This is a genomic window from Intestinibacillus sp. Marseille-P6563, from assembly GCF_900604335.1.
GTDB lineage: Bacteria > Bacillota > Clostridia > Oscillospirales > Butyricicoccaceae > Butyricicoccus_B.
The window spans coordinates 1-20729 of record NZ_UWOD01000002.1; the positions used below are offsets into that span (position 1 = coordinate 1).

At 48.0% G+C, this 20729-nt stretch carries 17 protein-coding genes; all 17 read right to left on the reverse strand.

What is annotated here, in order from left to right; genetic code table 11:
• Nucleotides 1-179 precede the first annotated feature (179 nt).
• Entirely contained in the window at nucleotides 180-1097 is a 918-nt protein-coding gene (locus EFB11_RS08105) for an RluA family pseudouridine synthase (protein WP_122789745.1), read from the reverse strand.
• Nucleotides 1090-1584 carry a signal peptidase II gene (lspA, locus tag EFB11_RS08110; protein ID WP_122789746.1) on the reverse strand — a complete coding sequence of 165 codons (495 nt, stop codon included), beginning with the start codon at nucleotides 1582-1584 and terminating at the stop codon, nucleotides 1090-1092. The genes EFB11_RS08105 and lspA overlap by 8 nt, the downstream gene beginning before the upstream one ends.
• A gap of 67 nt (nucleotides 1585-1651) precedes the next feature.
• Nucleotides 1652-4450: an isoleucine--tRNA ligase gene (gene ileS, locus EFB11_RS08115; protein WP_122789747.1), complete on the reverse strand. Its 2799-nt coding sequence runs from the start codon at nucleotides 4448-4450 to the stop codon at nucleotides 1652-1654.
• A 31-nt stretch (nucleotides 4451-4481) separates the two neighbouring features.
• Entirely contained in the window at nucleotides 4482-5195 is a 714-nt protein-coding gene (locus EFB11_RS08120) for a DivIVA domain-containing protein (RefSeq protein ID WP_122789748.1), read from the reverse strand.
• 91 nt (nucleotides 5196-5286) lie between these two features.
• On the reverse strand, nucleotides 5287-5559 hold the full coding sequence (locus EFB11_RS17545) for a YggT family protein (protein ID WP_442906851.1): 273 nt from the start codon (nucleotides 5557-5559) through the stop codon (nucleotides 5287-5289).
• Between the two features lie 15 nt (nucleotides 5560-5574).
• The gene (locus EFB11_RS08130; RefSeq protein ID WP_122789750.1) at nucleotides 5575-6042 is read right to left on the reverse strand and encodes a cell division protein SepF; all 468 of its coding nucleotides are present in this window, start codon (nucleotides 6040-6042) and stop codon (nucleotides 5575-5577) included.
• Nucleotides 6043-6077: 35 nt separating this feature from the next.
• Nucleotides 6078-6797 (reverse strand): YggS family pyridoxal phosphate-dependent enzyme, encoded by a 720-nt coding sequence (locus EFB11_RS08135; protein ID WP_122789751.1) that lies wholly within the window; start codon nucleotides 6795-6797, stop codon nucleotides 6078-6080.
• Nucleotides 6794-8053 carry an HlyD family efflux transporter periplasmic adaptor subunit gene (locus tag EFB11_RS08140; RefSeq protein WP_122789752.1) on the reverse strand — a complete coding sequence of 420 codons (1260 nt, stop codon included), beginning with the start codon at nucleotides 8051-8053 and terminating at the stop codon, nucleotides 6794-6796. Before EFB11_RS08140 ends, EFB11_RS08135 begins: the two co-directional genes overlap by 4 nt.
• Before the next feature lie 27 nt (nucleotides 8054-8080).
• A complete protein-coding gene (hfq, locus tag EFB11_RS08145; protein WP_122789753.1) occupies nucleotides 8081-8317 on the reverse strand; it encodes an RNA chaperone Hfq in 237 nt (78 codons plus the stop codon).
• A 34-nt stretch (nucleotides 8318-8351) separates the two neighbouring features.
• On the reverse strand, nucleotides 8352-9308 hold the full coding sequence (miaA, locus tag EFB11_RS08150; RefSeq protein ID WP_243115195.1) for a tRNA (adenosine(37)-N6)-dimethylallyltransferase MiaA: 957 nt from the start codon (nucleotides 9306-9308) through the stop codon (nucleotides 8352-8354).
• On the reverse strand, nucleotides 9305-11242 hold the full coding sequence (mutL, locus tag EFB11_RS08155) for a DNA mismatch repair endonuclease MutL (RefSeq protein ID WP_122789754.1): 1938 nt from the start codon (nucleotides 11240-11242) through the stop codon (nucleotides 9305-9307). Before mutL ends, miaA begins: the two co-directional genes overlap by 4 nt.
• Nucleotides 11243-11257: 15 nt before the next feature.
• Entirely contained in the window at nucleotides 11258-13855 is a 2598-nt protein-coding gene (gene mutS / locus EFB11_RS08160) for a DNA mismatch repair protein MutS (protein ID WP_122789755.1), read from the reverse strand.
• Nucleotides 13856-13863: 8 nt separating this feature from the next.
• The gene (gene miaB / locus EFB11_RS08165) at nucleotides 13864-15306 is read right to left on the reverse strand and encodes a tRNA (N6-isopentenyl adenosine(37)-C2)-methylthiotransferase MiaB (protein WP_122789756.1); all 1443 of its coding nucleotides are present in this window, start codon (nucleotides 15304-15306) and stop codon (nucleotides 13864-13866) included.
• Between the two features lie 33 nt (nucleotides 15307-15339).
• Nucleotides 15340-16011, reverse strand: a complete 672-nt coding sequence (locus EFB11_RS08170; protein ID WP_164706670.1) for a TIGR03936 family radical SAM-associated protein — start codon at nucleotides 16009-16011, stop codon at nucleotides 15340-15342.
• Complete coding sequence (locus tag EFB11_RS08175; protein WP_122789758.1) at nucleotides 16004-17842, reverse strand: TIGR03960 family B12-binding radical SAM protein; 1839 nt, start codon at nucleotides 17840-17842, stop codon at nucleotides 16004-16006. Before EFB11_RS08175 ends, EFB11_RS08170 begins: the two co-directional genes overlap by 8 nt.
• 196 nt (nucleotides 17843-18038) lie before the next feature.
• Complete coding sequence (locus tag EFB11_RS08180) at nucleotides 18039-19187, reverse strand: sugar ABC transporter permease (RefSeq protein ID WP_122789759.1); 1149 nt, start codon at nucleotides 19185-19187, stop codon at nucleotides 18039-18041.
• 3 nt (nucleotides 19188-19190) lie between these two features.
• A complete protein-coding gene (locus EFB11_RS08185) occupies nucleotides 19191-20708 on the reverse strand; it encodes a xylose ABC transporter ATP-binding protein (protein ID WP_122789760.1) in 1518 nt (505 codons plus the stop codon).
• Between the last annotated feature and the right edge of the window lie 21 nt (nucleotides 20709-20729).

Consider the following 20729-nt stretch of genomic DNA (forward strand, 5'->3'; position numbering starts at 1 on the left):
GACAACAACGGTTATTTTGTATACTTACCGTGAGCGCTGGCTGTATGCCGCAGATCGGCTGCGCCGGCAGCAGCCGGAGGGGGCTGTCAAGCTGGCCGAATCTGCGGCATAGGAAACTATACAAAATAAAAATTTTGTATAGTTAGAGGCAGGAATCATAAGGCATAAACCTTATGACATTATGACATTGATTCTAACTTTGCAATCACAGACTCAAAGTAATCTGGCCGTGACGCATCAAATTCCATAATAATATTTGTTCGCGGATGCATTAGTGTTAAATGGTTTGCATGCAGACATTGACCATTTAAGTAAGTGAATCGATCTTTTTTGACGCCATATACAGGATCACCAATAATGGGATGTCCAATAAACGCTGCATGGACACGGATTTGATGCGTTCTGCCGGTTTCTAACGCAAATGCTGTATGTGTATATCCCGTGTAACGTTTTAGGACGTTATAGTGTGTAATGGCTGGTTTGCCATCTGCAATGACAGCCATTTTTTTGCGATCGGTTTTATGGCGCCCAATTGGTTGATTGATTGTGCCTGAGTTTTCGCGTAAAATGCCATATAAAACCGCTTCATAATCCCGTTTGACCTCATGACGAGCTATTTGATCGGCTAAATGCTGATGCGCAAAATCATTTTTTGCTACGACCAGCAATCCACTGGTGTCTTTATCAATTCGATGTACAATGCCTGGTCGAATCTCTCCATTGATACCGGAAAGTCGATCTCCGCAATGATACATCAGCGCATTGACTAAGGTCCCAGTCCAGTTTCCAACTGCTGGATGTACAACCATGCCTCTTTTTTTGTTTATAACAATAATATCTGCATCTTCATATACAATATCCAGCGGTAGATTTTCTGGCACAATTTCGGTAGATTGCGGCTCAACTACTTCGATGTCAATAACTTCATTGCCGCTCAGCTTGTAGTTTTTTTTCAAAACTTTTTCATTGCTCGTAACACGACCACTCTCTATCATAATCTGTGCCATATTCCGAGTCAAGTCTTCACATTGCTCGGCTAAAAATGTATCCAGTCGCTTCCCTTTGTCCTCCGGACGCGAGATGATTTGTTTATTCATTTTCCTGATCCTCTATCGCTTTGCTCAATGCTTCTTTCTGTGCCACAACTTTATCATGCTGTATCAGCACGTAATACACAAACAAAATCCCGCCGCATACCACTAGAATATCTGCAACATTAAATACTGGGAAGTCAATCAGCTTAAAATAGAACAGGTCTACAACATATCCCCGGATAATACGATCGACCAGATTACCAAGAGCACCACTTGCCACCATAAGCAGAGCGACTTGTCCTAGACGAGTTAGTACCAAATGCTTATATAAAGCATAAACAATACCGCACAAAACAACCAAGGTAATGATGACAAAAAGGGAAATACGATTCTGCAAAATCGAAAACGCAGCGCCCCGGTTCTCAACATAGGTCAACTCAAAAATTCCCGGGATCAATACAATCGATTGAATCGTTAAAACCTGGGTCGCCCAATACTTGACCACTTGATCTAGTATAACACCCAACACAACAAAAAGAATTCCTAGCATATCAATCCATTTCTCCCCATGATATAAAAGGGACGGTCTATAAATAGACTGTCCCTTTTTTGAAATCTTACATCGCACGTACAACCGATGCGCAACGATGACACAGGGTCGGATGATCAGCATCCTGTCCCACAGTATCGCAGTACATCCAGCAGCGCTCACATTTATCGCCCGAAGCACGTTCAATCGTCACGGCCAAATCCTTTTCTGCATCATTTAGCTCTGCATTACGAACAACCTTCAGCTTAGAAACAATGCACAAAGCAGCCAATTCATCTGCTGTCAAACCACAACGATCTAAGAAATCTGCCATGGAATCGCTGGCCGATACCGTTACCCAAGCTTCCAGCGGCTTACCGATGATCTTCTCCGAACGTGCAGCTTCCAAAGCCTTATTGACCTCGTCACGCAATGCAATCAGACGATTCCACTTTTCACGTTCTTCCTCCGAAAGATCGAATTGCTCACATGCCGACGGCATATCATTCAGAGCGATATTATTCAAATCGTCCTGTTCTCTATGCGGCATAGCCTTCCAAATTTCATCTGCAGTAAAGCAAAGAATCGGGGCAATCATACGAACCAACGCGTCCAAAATGTAATAGATTGTAGTCTGTGCCGACCGACGGCTCAAACTATCCGGACCATCGCAGTACAAACGATCCTTGATTACATCCAAATAGAAATTGGACATATCAACAACACAGAAATTATGAATCGCATGCATGACCGTATGGAATTCATAGGCATCATAACCCTTGCGAACACGGGCTACCAAATCATTGAGCTTCATCAGCGCCCACTGATCAAGCTGCGGCATATCGTCATAAGCCACCATATGCCCCATGTCAAAGCCCTTCAGATTGCCCAAGATATAACGTGCCGTATTGCGAATCTTCAAGTAATTCTGCGACAGATGCTTGAACATTTCCTTGGAAATACGCATATCCTGTCGATAATCGGCAGAAGCAACCCACAGACGCAGAATATCTGCGCCATATTCCTTCATAATCTCCTGCGGACTGATGCCATTGCCTGCCGACTTGGACATCTTCTGGCGCTCTTCGTCCACAATCATACCATGGGTAATGACAGTCTTATACGGTGCCTTGCCAATCGTTGCAATCGCAGTCAGCATGGACGACTGGAACCAGCCACGATACTGGTCGTTACCTTCCAGATATACATCCACCGGAATGGACTGCTTCTCGCGCTGTTCAATGACAGCTGCCCAGCTGGAACCCGAGTCAAACCATACGTCCATGGTGTCGGTTTCCTTATCAAATTCATGGCAGCCACATTCACACTGAACATCTGCCGGCAAAATCTGTGCAGCATCCAGTTCAAACCACGCATTGGCGCCCTTTTCACGGAACAGATCAGATACGATTCGAATCGTCTGTTCATTGACTAGAGGCTTTCCGCACTTCTTGCAGATGAAGATCGGGATCGGTACACCCCAAATTCTCTGACGAGAAATGCACCAGTCCGAACGCTCCTGAATCATCGAAGTCATGCGTTCTTCGCCCCAACCAGGCAGCCAGGTGATTTCACGGCAAGCCTTCACTGCATCATCCTTCAAAGCATCCACCGAGCAGAACCACTGCTCCGTTGCGCGGAAGATGATCGGATTCTTACAACGCCAGCAGTGCGGATAGCTATGCTCAATTTCTTCAATGGCCAGCAACGCCTGACAGTCGCGCAAATCATCCAAAATAACCGGTGTAGTCTTTTCATAGTACATGCCTGCATATTTGCCGGCATCCTTGGTCGCATAACCCTTACCATCGACCGGTACAATAATCGGAATATTGTATTTCTGGCAAACAACAAAGTCTTCTGCACCAAAGCCCGGTGCCGTATGAACACAGCCAGTACCAGCATCCAAGGTAACATGTTCGCCGCAGATGATCACGCTCTCACGATCCATGATCGGATGCTTGGTTTTCATCATCTCTAAGTCCGAACCAAGGACAGTGCCCAAGACTTCCCAAGAATCGATCTTCGCGGCTGCCATGACCGATTTTACCAGTTCCTTCGCCAGAACATAGACTTCACCACTCGGAACCTTTACCAGATCATATTCAAAGAACGGATTGACCGAAATTGCCAAGTTACCCGGCAGGGTCCAAGTCGTGGTTGTCCAGATGACAAAGTATACATTTTCTGCGCTGCCAATCAGCTTGGAGAAAACACCTTTATCTTCTGTTACAGCAAACTTTACGTAAATCGAGGAGCACTTTTCGTCCTGATATTCAATCTCGGCTTCGGCCAAAGCGGTTTCATCGTGCGGGCACCAATACACAGGCTTGAGACCCTTATAGATATAGCCCTTTTTGGCCATTTCGCCAAAGATCTCAATCTGCTTTGCCTCAAAGTCGTGAGTCAAAGTCAGATAGGGACGCTCCCAATCGCCCAGAACCCCCAACCGCTTGAACTGTTCGCGCTGAGTATTGACATGCTCCTGCGCAAACTCTTCGCACTTATGGCGGAACTCAGAGATCGAAACCTTATCGCGGTCCATCCCATATGCCTTAATCGCCTGGCGCTCAATCGGCAGACCATGCGTATCCCAACCAGGAACATAAGGCGCACAAAAGCCCGCCATATTTTTATAGCGCACAATAAAATCCTTCAGAACTTTATTGAGGGCATGCCCCATATGGAGATTGCCATTCGCATACGGCGGTCCATCGTGAAGAACAAAGAGAGGTTTCCCCTCATTTTTCTTCATCATATCATGGTATAATTTGTTACTGTCCTGATCCCAATCTGCCAGGAAGCCCGGCTCGCGCTTCGGTAGCCCGGCTCGCATTGGAAAATCGGTTTTCGGTAGATTGATGGTTGAATTATAATCCTGCGGCATTGTACCGTATCCGTCCTTTCGTGATTAACAATTATCTATTTCTTTTGGTATCTTCTAAGTGAAGATCATCCATTTCAAACGGAACCTTTTCCCCACTCTTGGTATCATCGCTGCTCGAAAGAGCAACCTCGGTAATCTTAAACCGCGATTCCTTTTTCGTATCTTCCGGTGCAGCAACATCTACTTGCGGCTCGCGCGCAAACTGCTGGGTATCATCTAGAGACGGCTGCTGCTTGATCGGACCTGTGGTCATCGAAATGGGCTCAGTTGGAAAAGCCGATTCATTTTCAAAAACATCCGACGCCGAAAGTGCCACCAGCGACTTCAGCTGTTCTTCATAGACTGCGGACAGCTGTGCGACAAATTCTGCATTCTTCGTTTTCGCTTCTTCCAGTTTTTTGCCCTCTGCAGCGATCTGCATCCGATAGTTTTCGATTCGAGATTCTGCCTCAGTACGAGCCTTCAAAAGCAGTTGTTCTGCCTCTGTCTTAGACTTATCCAAGGTTTCCTGAGCGATGCTCTGCGCAGACACCAACGCCCGGCGCATACCATCCTCTACGCTGCGGTATTCTTCGATCTTATCGACCAATACCTTCATCTTCGATTTCAGCGCAGCATTCTCCTTCTGCAAGGCAGCAAAATCCTCTGTGATATGCTCAAGGAATTCGTCAACGGCCTTCATGTCATAGCCGCCAAAAACCGCTTTTTCAAAATTGACCGCTTGTATTTCCTGAACCGTTAGCATATCCAATATCCCTCCAATTTGATTTGGTAAATTTGATTCGCTCGGATACGGTAAATGGCCGGGGGATCAGCCCCGGCCAGTCAGCAATTCATCAGTATAAACTGTAATATAACAGCATCCGAAGAAATTCAAGAGCTAGAAACGCGCACAAAAACGATAAATCGATTGGCATCATACGAATCCCACGGAAATGATCCAGCAGACTTCGGAATGGTAAGATAATCGGTTCGGTTACCATATACAAAAATTCAGCGATAGACGAATTTTGCATTTGCGGAAACCATGAAAAAATAGCACGCGCAAACATTAAAAATTCCAAAATCCGAATAATCGTAGATACCAGTTGAATCAATAAATATGTCACAGCAGTTCTTAATTATTATAAGTATAGACCGTTATTTTCTAATTCATCCAACAAGTCGCCCAAAATATCCACATTATACGGTGTGATAATATAGGTGCTGTTGGCTACCCGCTTGATTTTTCCTTCGTTAGCGTAAGCCACTCCACTTAAAAAATCCACCAAGCGTCGAGCCACATCTTTGTTGGTCTGTTCCAGATTCAGTACAACTGTGCGCTTATCTTTTAAATGATCTGCAATCTCCGCGGCGTTTTCAAAACGATCCGGCTTCACCAAAACAACAGCCAACTGCGTGGTTGCATGAATATTGACTACTTTATTGCTGGAACGCTGTGTATCTGCGGTATAGGAAAGGGAGTCCTCTGGCGCTGCAGCGGATGGCGACGGAGCTGCGGCCGCCGGCTGGGATCTTGGAACGAATTCCTCGTAATCTTCTTCCATATCCTCGCCCTTGACCCAGTCCAAAAATCCCTTTAATGATGCCATTGCTGTATTTCCTCCTTACGGATATTCTTAATTCCTTATTTCGTCATATATGGACGCAAGCCAAAAATCGCAGTACCGACACGAACCATGTTCGCGCCGCATGAAATAGCGTCCTCGAAATCACCGGACATTCCCATCGATAAATAGTCCATAGATACATTATCGTATTTTTTTTGCGATATGTCAATAAATAGTTGGCGCATTCTATCAAAATAATGCAAATTTCCACCGCTGACATGCGCAATTGGAGGAATTGCCATCAAGCCTCGGATATGTATACCCGGAAGTTTACACAGATTTGCAACCGTCTGTTCCAGATTTTGTGGCTCTATTCCACTTTTTGACGCTTCATTTCCAATGTTTATCTCCAAAAGAACATCTTGACAGATTTCATGTTTTTGTGCTTCTTTGGAGATCAACTGTCCTAGGCGCTCCGAGCTCACCGACTGAATCAAAGAGACTTTTCCCATCAAATATTTAATTTTATTGCTTTGCAGTGTCCCAATAAAATGCAGGGATGCCCCGTCGTACGCATGCAGATCATACTTTTCCAAGAGCTCCTGAACCCGGTTCTCGCCGGCAATTTGTATCCCGTTTTCAATCGCAACCCGCACACGTTCTGCATCGTTCATTTTGGTAGCTGCTACCAGATGGATATCACTGGCGCTACGGCCAGCTTTTTTAGCCGCAGCGTCAATGCGCTCCTGCACTTGCTGTATATTCTGCTTGAGGGTCTGTACATCCAATTCTGTCATTTTATCACCTTCGAATCTTCCAATCCACGCGCCTTGACAATAATATTATCGCCAGCCACCAATCCGGTGTCTTCACTGCTTGTTCCCTGCTTGACAACATAATATGTATCCGCTTCATACAAGATATCAATCGGTTTGAAACGGCTCATATTGCCTGCAAGGATATATACACCCTGCTGCTGATTCCCATCTGCATCGGTATTGATTTTTACCGCACTTTTGGGAACCTGAATGCCGGTATAGGTGTTGAAAATCAGCTCTGCTTCTTGTCTGCGCATGGTAACCAGTTCCGGCGTAATTTCCATACCGCTTACAATTAAAACAGCTTCGTCTGTACCTTTTTCTTTGTGGATATCGTAAACTGTGACCGGTATATCGTCTTCAACCTGAGAAAACCGCAGATTCAGCGAATCTCCAACTTCCACATTCTCCAACTCATCCACTGGAACCACCATCGCAAAATACCAGCGGAAGTCCTGGATGATCTTTCCAAGCTGCTTTTCGCTATTTTCTGTGGTTTCGGCATACGATTTCTCCAGTTCTTTTATATCCTCTACCGTCAGTGCATCCAAACGTTCTTGGGTAAGTTCGCCTTCTAAACCGTCGACGATATCAGAGAAATAACCGGATGCCGGCGATGCAATGGTTGTGCTTCGTCCCGAAAGCTGCTGCTCCAACGAATTTCTTTGTGTGGTCAATGTGGAAAGTTGGGCAGATAACGCCGCTCCATCCAATTCGCTAGCACTGCGGCGCAAGCATAGATTACGCAAATCTACGGTCTCCGTTTGGATTCCCGTGACAACACCATCTTGCGCCTTGGAGGACAACGCAGACATCTGAGATGCGATCTGCTTATCCAATTTGGAGGTGTCGCCCCCACTGGTTGTCGACTGCATCGCCGATGTGAGCAATTCGATTTGATCGTCTAACATGCTCATTTCCTTGCTAGCTTCCAAGGCAGCCGTATCGGTATAAACCACAGCAAGTGCTGCATTTTTTTGAACTTTTTCGCCGCTATGGACGATATGTTTGACCGTTTCGCTGGATACTCCCTGCGCCACGACTTCGTTTCGGAAAAACCAGCCGGTTCCCGTAAAAGAATCATCTGCTGTCACACGAATTGCTGGTGTCGTATCGACACCACTCAAAATTCTTCCCAGCATCTGAAGCACAAGAAAAATAACAAAAAGTATTGCAACGATGATTGCCAACAGCGAACCGGAATGAAAAATCTTTTTTGATGTTTGCTCGTTCATAATCCTTCATCCAATAACCATGTTTGTTTATTTTTCTTCTTTGCGTGAATAAAATTCAACCTTATGTTGTGGTACAACCGTAGAAATGGCATGTTTGTAGATCATCTGTTGCCGGCCGTCGACATCAAAAATCACAACAAAGCTATCAAAGCCGCGAACGATTCCGCGCATTTGAAAGCCATTCATCAAAAATACCGTCACCGGCTGCGCCTGCTGGCGCACAACATTTAAAAAAGCATCTTGTAAATTAATTTCGGTTTTCATGACGTCCCTCCGCGAATAGAAAATTATGGTAACATCATAACCCCTTACTTGCTAAAATTTCTGTCGAATGACGGACAACTTCGTCAAGCCCCATTCCCGTTTCATAATAAATCCAATGAATTTCGCCATCTCTTTTCAACCAAGTCAGCTGCCGTTTGGCATAATTTCTGGAATGTTGTTTTAATAATTGCGTACACTCTTCCAAGGAAGCGGTACCCTCCAGAAAAGGAATATACTCCTTATACCCGATTGCCTGTGCAGCGGTCCCCGTAAAATGCCCGGAAGAAACCAAAGCGCGCACTTCATCCAGAAGCCCCTGCTCCAGCATCTGATCGACCCGCTGGTTGATTCGCTCATACAGCGTTTCACGCGATTGCGGACAAAGCCCAATTTTGACAGCACGATATTTGGGAGCAGGTCGCTGATTTTTCTGATTGAGCTGGTCGAGCGTCATGCCTGTTTGTTCAAACACTTCAATCGCCCGAATCACCCGCTTTCGATTGTTGGGATGCAACTGCTGGGCACGAACCGGATCAATAGCCTGCAAACGCGCATGCAAAGCCTCATTGCCATACTGTTCAGCAAACTGCTCCAATTCTTTGCGCAAAGTGGTATCGGCTTCCTCGCCCGAAAAATCATTGCCTGCAATCAGCGCATCCAAATAGAGTCCGGTTCCCCCGACCACAATCGGAATTTTCCCCTGCTGCAAGATCTGCTGTGCGCACTGGTCCGCACATTCCACATAACGAGCAACTGAAAAATCCTCTCCCGGCTCACAGATGTCAAACATATGATGTACAATTCCTTGCCGTTCCTGCATATCTGGTTTTGCCGTGCCAATATCCATGCCGCGATAGATTTGCATGGAATCGACAGAAATAATTTCTGTATTGCGCTGCTTTGCCAATGCGACCGAAAGGGCTGTTTTACCGCTTGCTGTTGGTCCCACAATGCAAATGAGTTGATTTTCCAGAGCGATTCCCCCTTTCATTGGTTGACACGTTTAAACAATTTATCGATTTCATATTTAGTCAAACGTACGGTCACAGGCCGCCCATGTGGACAAGCACTCACCTCCGGATCGCCCAAGACTCGATCACACAGGGTTTGCAATTCCGTGAGTGAAGTTTGTTTTCCAGCCTTAATGGCCGCCTTGCAGGCCACGGTATGAATCAGATCATCCAATCGGTCGGGGGTCGGATTTCGGCTGGCAGACAGCTTGTCAGCCATCTCCGCCAAGACTTCCCCGGTATCTGCAGCATCCAAATAGGCCGGTACAGCGCGAACTGCAAAACTATTTTCTCCAAATGGAGCCAAATCAAACCCAATCTTTTGTATGGTTTCCATATGCTCTTGCAGCATGGCGAACTCTGCTGCGCTCAATTCAGCAATATATGGTTTCAGCAGTTGCTGCTGCGCCATATGCGTCGATACGCGCAGCTGGTTAAACAGCAATCGCTCATGTGCCGCATGTTTATCGACCAAAACAAGTCCCTGCTCGTCCTGGGCCACGATATAGGTATGGAACGCTTCCCCAATCACCTTCGCTGGCGCCGTAAACATAGAGACCTCCGGTTGCTGCGGTGCTTCTACGGGGGATTCGGTCTTGGTTTCCACCTTTTCGGGCCGCATCGCTGGCACAGCATGCGGCATTTTCTGAACACCGCCAGGCGATTTCTCGGCTATTGATATTTCCGGCGACGCCAAAGACACCACTTCATCCTCTTCTTCGCACTCAATGATTGGAGGCCGGAAGTTAGCAGGTAGAGATACTTTGCGCGGCACAAATAATTGCTCGAGCGGTGGTGATTGCTTTGCTGCTACTGGTTTAGGAATCGAAACGGTCTCGATCTTTTGCTGCTCCTGCGTTATATGATCCTCCCGTATCACTTTTGGGATCTGCGTAGCGGTTGGCTGCATCACCGGGATATTATCGTTCTTTTCCAAGGCATTTTTGCATGCAATATAGATCGTTTCAAACACGATCTTTTCTTGCGCAAACTTGACCTCGGTTTTCGCCGGATGTACATTTACATCCACCAAGTTCAACGGCATTTCCAAAAAGAGCGCGCAGCTTGGATATTTGCCCGTAATCATACGATTTCGGTATGCTTCTTCCACAGCTGCTTGCAACAACCGGCTTTTAATATACCGTCCATTGACAAAAAAGTGCTGCATGCTGCGATTTGGTCGACAATAATGCGGTTTGGTAATATATCCCCAAGCACGCAAAGAATCTCGCTGAAAGGCTGGCACTTCCACCATGTTGGCCGTTGCTTCCCGGCCAAATACACTGAACACCGGTGTGATTAGTTTGTTGTCCCCAGCGGTTGCAAAAATCTGCTTCCCATCCCGCACCAGCGTAAAGGCGATTTCTGGATGGGATAATGCAGCATGTTCTACCACATCGGTCACATATCCGGCTTCAGTAAAGTCCTTTTTCAGGAATTTCATGCGCGCCGGGGTGTTATAAAACAGGTCGCGGATAACAATCGTCGTACCATCCGGACATCCGGCTTCTTCCTGCAACAGAATATCGCCAGCTTCCAGATGAAGATGTTGCCCTGCCAAACTGTCCTTTGTCTTGGTAAACAAATCGATGCGGGAAACAGCTGCAATCGCTGCCAAAGCCTCGCCCCGAAAACCTAATGTACCGATTGCAGACAGATCTGCTTCGGTACGGAGCTTGCTGGTAGCGTGGCGACGAAATGCAATCGGCGCATCTTCTGCCGCCATGCCGCACCCGTTGTCCATAATACGAAGATAGGAGATTCCCCCATGCTCCATTTCGACCTGAATACGGGTCGCACCGGCATCGATTGCGTTTTCGACCAGTTCCTTAGCCACCGAAGCCGGACGTTCGACAACTTCCCCAGCGGCAATCAAATCCGCCAAATGAGGCGATAATTCTTGAATCAAAGGCATGATGATTTCTCCTGCTTATACAAGCCGTTTGAGTTCATAAAGGGCATTCATCGCTTCGATTGGAGTCATGGTATCGATCTGCATGGCCCGCAGCCGCTCTACCACGGAATCCTGGTTGAGATCGGTCAGGGAGATTTGCGGTTCATCCTCTTCTGCAATGCTGCGGACCTCGATTTTGGGCGCGTGCTGCTCCAAATCGGCCAAAATACTCTTTGCCCGTTTGATGACTGCATTCGGCACACCCGCCAGTTTTGCTACCTCAATACCATAACTATCATCCGCACCGCCACGCACAATCTTGCGCAGGAAGGTAATATCATCTCCACGTTTTTTGACAGCGATATTGTAGTTGTGGACCCCCTCCAGCAGATCTTCCAAGGCAGTCAATTCATGATAGTGTGTCGCAAACAGAGCGCGGGCGCCTAGTTTCTTTTTATCCGCAACAAACTCCACCACCGCACGGGCAATCGACATGCCATCATAGGTCGACGTTCCGCGGCCGATCTCATCCAAAATCAGCAAGCTGTTTTTGGTCGCATGCTTCAGGATATCGGCAACTTCACTCATTTCGACCATAAACGTCGATTGACCGCTGGCCAAATCGTCGGAGGCTCCGACACGGGTAAATACCCGGTCTGCAATGCCAATGTGCGCGGATGCCGCCGGCACAAACGACCCCATCTGCGCCAAAATGGTAATGAGCGCCACCTGCCGCATATACGTCGATTTACCCGCCATGTTGGGACCCGTGATGATCGCAACCCGATCACTCTTATTGTTCAAAGAGGTGTCGTTGGGTACAAAAAAGCTGCCTTCCAGCATTTTTTCAACCACCGGATGACGGCCATCGCGAATATCAATGCGGCCGGAAAAATCCACTTCCGGGCATACATAATGATTTTCACAGGCCAATTCAGCCAACGCACACAAAACGTCAAAATTCGCCAGCGATTGCGCAGTGCGCTGAATGCGATGCACTTGGGCGGCAATTTGTTCTCTCAATTGACAGAACAATTCATATTCCAGCGCGGTCAAACGCTCTTGCGCCCCCAACACCGTACGTTCCAAACTTTTCAGTTCTTCGGTGATATAACGCTCACAGTTTGCCAGCGTCTGCTTACGAATGTATGTATCCGGCACCAGATTTAAATTGCTCTTGGAGACTTCCAAGTAGTATCCAAAGACACGGTTGTATCCAATCTTCAGATTCTTAATGCCGGTACGTTCGCGCTCTCGCTGCTCAATGGCTACGATCTCACCTTTGCCGCCGCTGGCTAGATCTCGCAAATGATCGACTTCTTCACTGTATCCGGCACGGATGAAACCGCCTTCCCGCACTGATACCGGCGGATCCGGCACAATTGCGCTTTCGATCAGGACGGAAACATCGGCTAAAACATCCAAACGCTGATGCAGCTCTCGGAGCAAAGGAGCAGTAAATCCTTGCGTCTGCTTTTGAATCTCCGGCAAATGAGTCATCGCCGATTGCAAAGCACAGAGATCCCGGCAGCTCGCCGAACCATATACAACGCGCCCAATCAAGCGTTCCATATCAAACACTTGCCGCAGTTCTTGTGTCAAGGCATCGCGTGTGACCACATCCTCTGCCAAAACCTGTACTGCTTCCTGCCGCTTTTTGATATGGATTGGATTTAAGAGCGGCTTTTCCAGCCACTGCCGAATCAAGCGCGAACCCATGGCCGTCTTGGTCTTATCAATGACCCAAAGAAGCGAGCCACGCTTTTCCTGTCCGCGCATGGTTTCGCACAATTCCAGGTTGCGGCGGGCGGTCAAATCGAGTTCCATATACTGGCCCTGCTGATACACATTGAGTGTGTTTAAATTCGCCAAACTGCTCTGCTGCGTTTCGTTTAAATAGGCGAGCAATCCGGCCAGCGCACGCAGCGCGACAGGTGCATCGGCCAAGCCGCTAGTCTCCAGTTCGCCAAGATGGAATTGCGCACACACGGCTTGGGACGCCGCTTCCATGTCAAAGTCCTCTTCGGGCAAAATGGAAAAAATGCCTTCCAAACGTTTTTGAATGAATTCCTGCAGCGTGGTGTCCTGGGCACAGGTACCACCCAGTAACACTTCGCGCGGCACGAAACGTCCAAACTCGCTGAACAGTTCTTGATGATTAGCCGTGCCCTGTATTTCGGTTACATAGACTTCGCCGGTCGAAATATCGCAAAAACAAATGCCGTATGCTGTCGCATCTCCGAAGGCACAGCCCAAAAAATTGTTGCGGTTTTCGTCCAGCATGGATGCGTCAATGACGGTTCCCGGGGTGATCATGCGAACGATTTCCCGCTTGACGATTCCCTTGGCCGCCTTGGGGTCCTCCACCTGTTCACAGATGGCGACCTTATACCCTTTTCGCACCAAGCGCCCTACATAGGTTTCATACGCATGATATGGAACGCCGCACATGGGGGCGCGTTCTTCCTGCCCACAATCTCGCCCGGTTAGGGTAAGTTCCAATTCGCGGGATGCCAGAAGAGCATCCTCAAAAAACATCTCATAAAAATCGCCCAATCGATAAAACACAATATAATCGCGGCACTTATTCTTGATTTCGAAATATTGTTTCATCATGGGCGTGAGTTCTGCCATAATACGCCTCACATTCTATTATCTACTTCTCGCGCAAACAGGCAACGCAAAGTGGTTTTTTCGATCTTTACCTCAAGAAATTCTCCGATCTTACTCTCTGGACCAGCACAGCATACCAAAAGGCCGCCTTCGGTACGTGCAGTCAATGGATACTGCGGATCTTTGCTGGTGCCATCCACAAGAACACGTAAAACTCGATCTTGATAAGCCTGCTGCCGCGGCAAAACGCAGGCATCCTGCGCCTGCAGCAAACGCGCGAAGCGATCCTGTTTTTCTTCCTTGCTGGTCGGGTCCTCATAGGTGGCTGCCGGGGTACCGCTCCGCTTGGAATACAAAAACGTGAACAGCATATCAAAACCGACCTGCTGCACCAAGTCCAAAGTCTTCGCGAAATCTTCCTCGGTTTCTCCCGGGAATCCAACAATAATATCGCTGGACAATGTAATATCCGGCATTTTCTGTCGCGCATAGGCGATGAGTTCACGGTAATGCTGCGCCGTATATCCCCGATTCATCCGCTTCAACACAATATCCGAACCCGACTGGAACGGCAAATGCAGTTGCTTGGCAACCTTGTCACAGGCAGCCATGGTATCAAACAGCTTGTGCGAAGCATCCTTGGGATGGCTGGTCATAAACCGCAGCAAAAAATCGCCCGGCACCTGATTGAGTCGACAAAGTAAGTCGGAAAAATCCACCGCATCCTCTAAATCTTTGCCATAGGAATTGACATTCTGCCCCAGCAGAGTGATGTCTTTGTACCCCAGCGCAACCAGTTCTCGCAGTTCTTTCTCAATCTCTTCCGGCCGGCGGCTTCTCTCACGACCGCGCACATACGGCACAATGCAGTAGGTGCAGAAATTATTGCAGCCATACATAATGGACAGCCAGGCACGCGGACCTTTTTCCCGCAAAACCGGCAGTCCTTCTGCAATCTCACCACGAGCGTCACCCGAGGTATCAAAAACGCGTTTTTCGCCTGACAGCTTTCGATATAAAAACTCCGGAAAACGCCACAGCGCATGCGTCCCAAATAACAATTCGACTTGTGGATAGCTGCGACGAATCTTCTCTGGAATATGATCCTGCTGGACCATGCAGCCGCACAGCCCGATGATGACCTCTGGACGTTCTTTTTTCAGATGTGACAGGGCGCCAATGTTACCGAGGGCACGCGACTCTGCATGTTCTCGCACTGCACAGGTGTTATAAATGAGAACATCTGCATCACTGGTCTGATTTGTGGATACATACCCCATCTCATGCAGCATCCCGACAATGCGTTCGGTATCGGCTTCATTCTGCTGACATCCAAAGGTCTGTGTATAGGCACGCGGCCGACGGCCATGTTGTTGCTCAAAATCTCGGCTGAGCGCCGCAATACGATCGATATAGGCAAGCTGCTGATCGATCTGCTCTTGGGAAACCGCGGTAGGTGCTTGGACATTCATGAAAAAGAAAGTTCCTTCCTTATAAAGATTTCTTTACCGGAACGGTGTCATATCATCGGTGTATACACAAAGCCGGTGATATGCTTCGTCGGTGATTTGGTATTGCGGCAAATACTGCCGAATGGCCTTGGTCAAATATTCCGGGCTTAGATTTTGAGTGCCCGCAGCCGTGACAGCATCGCAAATCACAAAATGGTCAAAGGCTGTCATGGTCGGCTGTCCATGCAGAAGCTCCCGCATGTTGACCATCTTTTCTCCACGTTTGGAACGCTTTAAAATCTGGATATCATCCTGCTGCCACAACGCGGTCACCTGCTCTACTAAATCAGTAGGCACCTGTTGTTCAAAGCCCCAGGTAATGCGATACCGACTCCATGCGATGCCTCCAACCTTCATGCCGCCATCGACTAACGGATAGATCTCCAAAGCCCGCAGACCTTCTGGAAAGACGGAATTTAACGATTCTGCCGCATGCTCAGGCACTGTTTCGGTGAGTAAATTGAAATCCAAGATCTCATATTCTCCAGAATAGCCGGTCGAAAGCGGCAATGCAACCGATACATAGGCATGCTGGTTAAATCCTTCGGTGAACCAGAGCGGCATTTCGCAGCGTGCCATAGCACGCTGCATGGTGTGCATTAAATCCAGGTGGGAAAGATATTTGGCGCGGCTCTCTTTGGCAAAACGCATACGGGCTTTAAACACAGCACTTCCCTCCTTCCAGCAACGCATTGGAACCACATCCTGCACAAGACTGCATACAATCGGGTGTGATGACTGCTTTGCGGGAACGCTCCCATTCCCGCATCAGATGGGTCTTGGTCGTGCCGCAGCCGATATGATCCCATGGAAATACCTCATCCAGTGGACGCTGCCGGGCGGCATAGAATGCGGGGTCCAGTCCACAATCGGCAAAGGCCTGCATCCACTTATCATAATCAAACAGCTTTTCCCAGCCGTCAAATTTGCAGCCGCGCTGCCAAGCCAGATAGATTGCCTTGCCCTGTCGCCGGTCGCCACGCGCAATGACGCCTTCCAGCACCGATGTCTGCGCATCGTGCCAATTATAGGTCACATTTTTGGTCTTCATGATGGTTTTCATATATTCTTGCTTGCCTTGCAGCATCGGCAGAGAATTTTGCGCATCCCATTGGAAGGGTGTCTGCGGTTTTGGAACAAAGCAAGAAGCGGAAGCCGTGATTTTGACACCACGAGCCCGGTTGTTAGTGTTCATACGCCAGCAGTACGCGACCTTTTTGCAAATTTCCAGAATACCATCCAAATCTTCCGATGTTTCGGTCGGCAGCCCGATCATAAAATACAACTTTACATTATTCCAGCCACCCTGGAAAGCGATCTCGCAGGCATGCAGAACATCGTCCTCGGTAATATTCTTGTTGATAACATCTCGTAACCGCTGGGTGCCAGCTTCACACGCAAAAGTTAGTCCACTCTTGCGCACCTTTTGCACACGCTCCATCAGTTCACTGGAAAAGCTATCGGCGCGCAGCGATGGCAGGGACAAGCTGATATGCCTGGGCTCACAATAGTCCAGCATACATTCGGTCAAACCGGATAATTCCCCATAGTCACTGGTGGACAAAGAAGAAAGCGAGATTTCCTCATATCCGGAATTTTCAAGGACCGCCTGTGCCTGCCGCAAAATCGTCTCCTTGGATTTGCGTCGCAGCGGACGATAGGTATGTCCCGCCTGGCAGAACCGACAGCCACGCGGACAACCACGGAATAATTCGACCATCGCGCGGTCAAACACAATTTCGGTCGACGGCACCACGAACGATTCCGGATAGTACATAGAATCCAGATCTTTTACGATCCGTTTTTGCACCATCTGCGGCGCGCCATGCTTGGGCGTAACCGACTGCACAGTTCCATCCGCATGATACTGCACCTCATATAGGGACGGCACATACATACCGGGAATCTGCGCAGCCTCGATGAGGAAAGCCTCCTTGCTCAGGCCACGCGAGCGGGCCGAACGGTATAGGGACACCAGATCGAGCATGATCTCTTCCCCATCGCCAATCATAAGCAAATCGATAAAATCACAAAGCGGTTCCGGGTTATACGCACACGGACCACCCGCAACTACCAGGTTTTTCAGTTCGGTGCGATCCTTTGCCAGAACCGGTACATTGCCCAAATCCAACATATTGAGAATGTTGGAAAACGACAATTCGTATTGCAGCGTAAAGCCAATGATGTCAAAGTCGGATAATGGGTCGCCGCTTTCCAGACCGTATAAAGCGATTCCAGCCTGCCGCATCTCCTCTTCCATGTCGACCCACGGAGCACACACGCGTTCGCACCAGACCCCATCCTGACTGTTTAGCAAACCATACAAAATGCGGGAGCCCAGGTGGCTCATACCAACTTCATAAACATCTGGGAAACAAAAGGCGAATCGCAGATCCACCTCATCTTTCTTCTTAGAAACCGATCCCCATTCTCCGCCAACATAGCGCGCCGGCTTTTGCACACGGGGCAGGATCCGCTCCAGCTTGGAATCAAGCATATTTTTCCTCCTATGGACGTTTGTGACGTCCTTAAACTGCATTCGTCATATTCTTTCACGATTATACCACATTTCTGTCAAAAAGACACGGAAATTTTCCCGTATCAAAAGTCTCGCTTTTCATACAAGACCACAAAAAACGACTTGGCCTTTTGAAAAAAGCCAAGCCGTTTTTTAGAGGATGAAAAAGATAATATTATTTGCGGCGCTTTTGGGTCTGTGTATCGAACCAAACCGCTGCAACGAGAATAACACCCTTAACCATGAACTGCCAGTATGCATCCAGGTTCATCATCGACATGCCGTTATCGATAGACATCATGATAACCGCACCTAAGATCGCGCCGGATACCTTACCGATACCGCCGGTCATAGACGTACCGCCGATAACTGCCGAAGCGATTGCATCCAGTTCGTAGTTACCGTTGGCTGCCTGCGAGGTACCGCCGTTCAGACGAGCGGTATAGATAACTGCTGCTACTGCACACAGCAGACCATTGAGGCAGTAAACCAGCGTCAGGTTTTTCTTAACGTTGATACCAGCATAACGTGCTGCGGCAATGTTACCGCCGATTGCATAAACGCTGCGGCCGAAGGTCGTCTTCTGAGAGATAAAGGTGAAGATGACAACGACCAGCATCATAACCAGTACCGGAATCGGAATGCCGCGGAAGTCATTCAAAATCCAAACGGCAACTACGATAATGACCGACATAACGCCCCAGCGTACAAGCATTTCAGTCATGGACTCGGTCAAGCTACCATATCTTTTCTTCGCGCGGCGCTTGCCCAGTTCATTGGCCAGCAGTGCCAGAATCGCGATTACTGCCAAAATCCAACCAGCAAACGGGAGAACATACTGCGTGCCCCAGAACTTATAGGATTCCTGGAAAGGAGCGATGGTTTGACCACCAGTTACCGCCAGCATACCGCCGCGGAAAATCAGCTGTGCACCCAGCGTAACGATGAACGGCGCAATGCCGGTATACGCAATCAATGCACCTTCTACCGTACCAATAACCAGGCCAATAATCAAACCGATTGCAATGGTAACCGGTGTGGACAGACCCCACCAAACCTGGCATACTGCCATCATACAGCCAATAAAGCCCATTGTCATACCAGCAGCCAGGTCAATACCGCCGGTAACAATAACCAGTGTCATGCCGACACCCATGATGCCGGTAAATGCCGCCTGGCGAAGCAGGTTCGACAAGTTACGTGTTGTTAAAAAGTTGCCTCCAGTTGCTGCCGTAAATGCGACCCAGAGGATAACCAATACGAGCACCATGGTCAAGGCGCGTATATCAATTTTTTTCAACAGACTTTTGTTTTGTGTTGCCATGGTTTAACTCCTCCCTACTGCTGCGCGCATCAAGATTTCCTGCGTTGCATCCTTGACATCAAACTCACCGGTGATTTCACCATTGGCTACTGTCAAAATGCGATCACTCATACCGAGAATTTCTTCCATTTCAGAAGAAATCATAATAATGACGACACCTTTTTCGACCAGTTCATTCATGATCTTGTAGATTTCATACTTCGCACCAACGTCAATACCACGCGTCGGCTCATCCAAGATCATGACCTTCGGTTCACTCATCAATGCTTTCGCCAAAACGACTTTCTGCTGGTTACCACCCGAAAGTGTGTTTACGGCTACATCAATGCTTGGTGTTTTTGTGCGGATCTCCTGCACATACTTTGTCGTATAAGCAACCTCTGCATCTTCATTCAAAATGCCGAACTTGGATACCTTGTCCAGCGAAGAGAGTGTTGTGTTTTCCTTGATGCTCATAATCAGGTTCAGACCCAATTTTTTACGGTCTTCACTGACGATAAAGTAACCTGCCTTCAGGGCATCCTGCGGATTTTTGATCTCTACCTTTTTGCCGTCAATATAGATCTCACCTGTACCCTTGGTACGGTACGCTCCGTAAACTGCTGTAAAGAGTTCGGTACGTCCGGCACCCATCAGGCCACTGATTCCCAAAATTTCACCCTTATACGCCTTGAGACTTACATTGTTGATGATGTTGCGATCCGGGATATCCGGATGGGGTACCGTAAAGTTTTTAATTTCAAACCCAATCTCACCGCGTGTATGCGGAACCCGCGGGAACAGATTGGTCATTTCACGACCAACCATCAACGAGATCATATCGTCCTTGGTCATCTGCGATTTCGGACGGGTTTCGATCGTTTCGCCGTCACGCAAAACAGTAATGTCATCACAAAGACGCATGATTTCATCTAGACGGTGCGAAATATAAATACAGGTAACGCCCTTTTGCCGTAATTTGTCTACCAGCTCCAGCAGAATATCGACTTCTGCCTCAGTCAAAGCCGCAGTCGGTTCGTCAAGCAGCAGCAGTTTTACATCACGCGCCAATGCCTTGGCGATTTCGACCATCTGCTGCTGACCAACACCGAGATTACGGACCATTTCTTCGGGATTGACATCCAGACCAACGTCCTGCAGCAGCTTTAAGCAACGTTCGTGCATGGCATCAAAGTTAATGATACCGGCACGGTTGGGCTGATTATTTAAAAAGATATTTTCACTGATCGACATATCCGGCACCAGGTTCATCTCCTGGTGGATACAAGCGATACCAGCTTTTTCTACATCACGAATCGTTTTGAACTTACATTCTTTTCCTTCAAAAAAGACCTTGCCTTCATATGTACCATATGGATATACGCCACAAATGACTTTGATAAGCGTCGATTTACCAGCACCATTTTCGCCGACTAAGGCATGGACATGTCCGCGTTGAACGCTGAAAGTAACCTCAGACAGCGCTTTTACGCCGGGGAAGATCTTGGTTATATCCTGCAACTGCAAAATATAATCGGACATAGTATACACCCCCAAATTTCA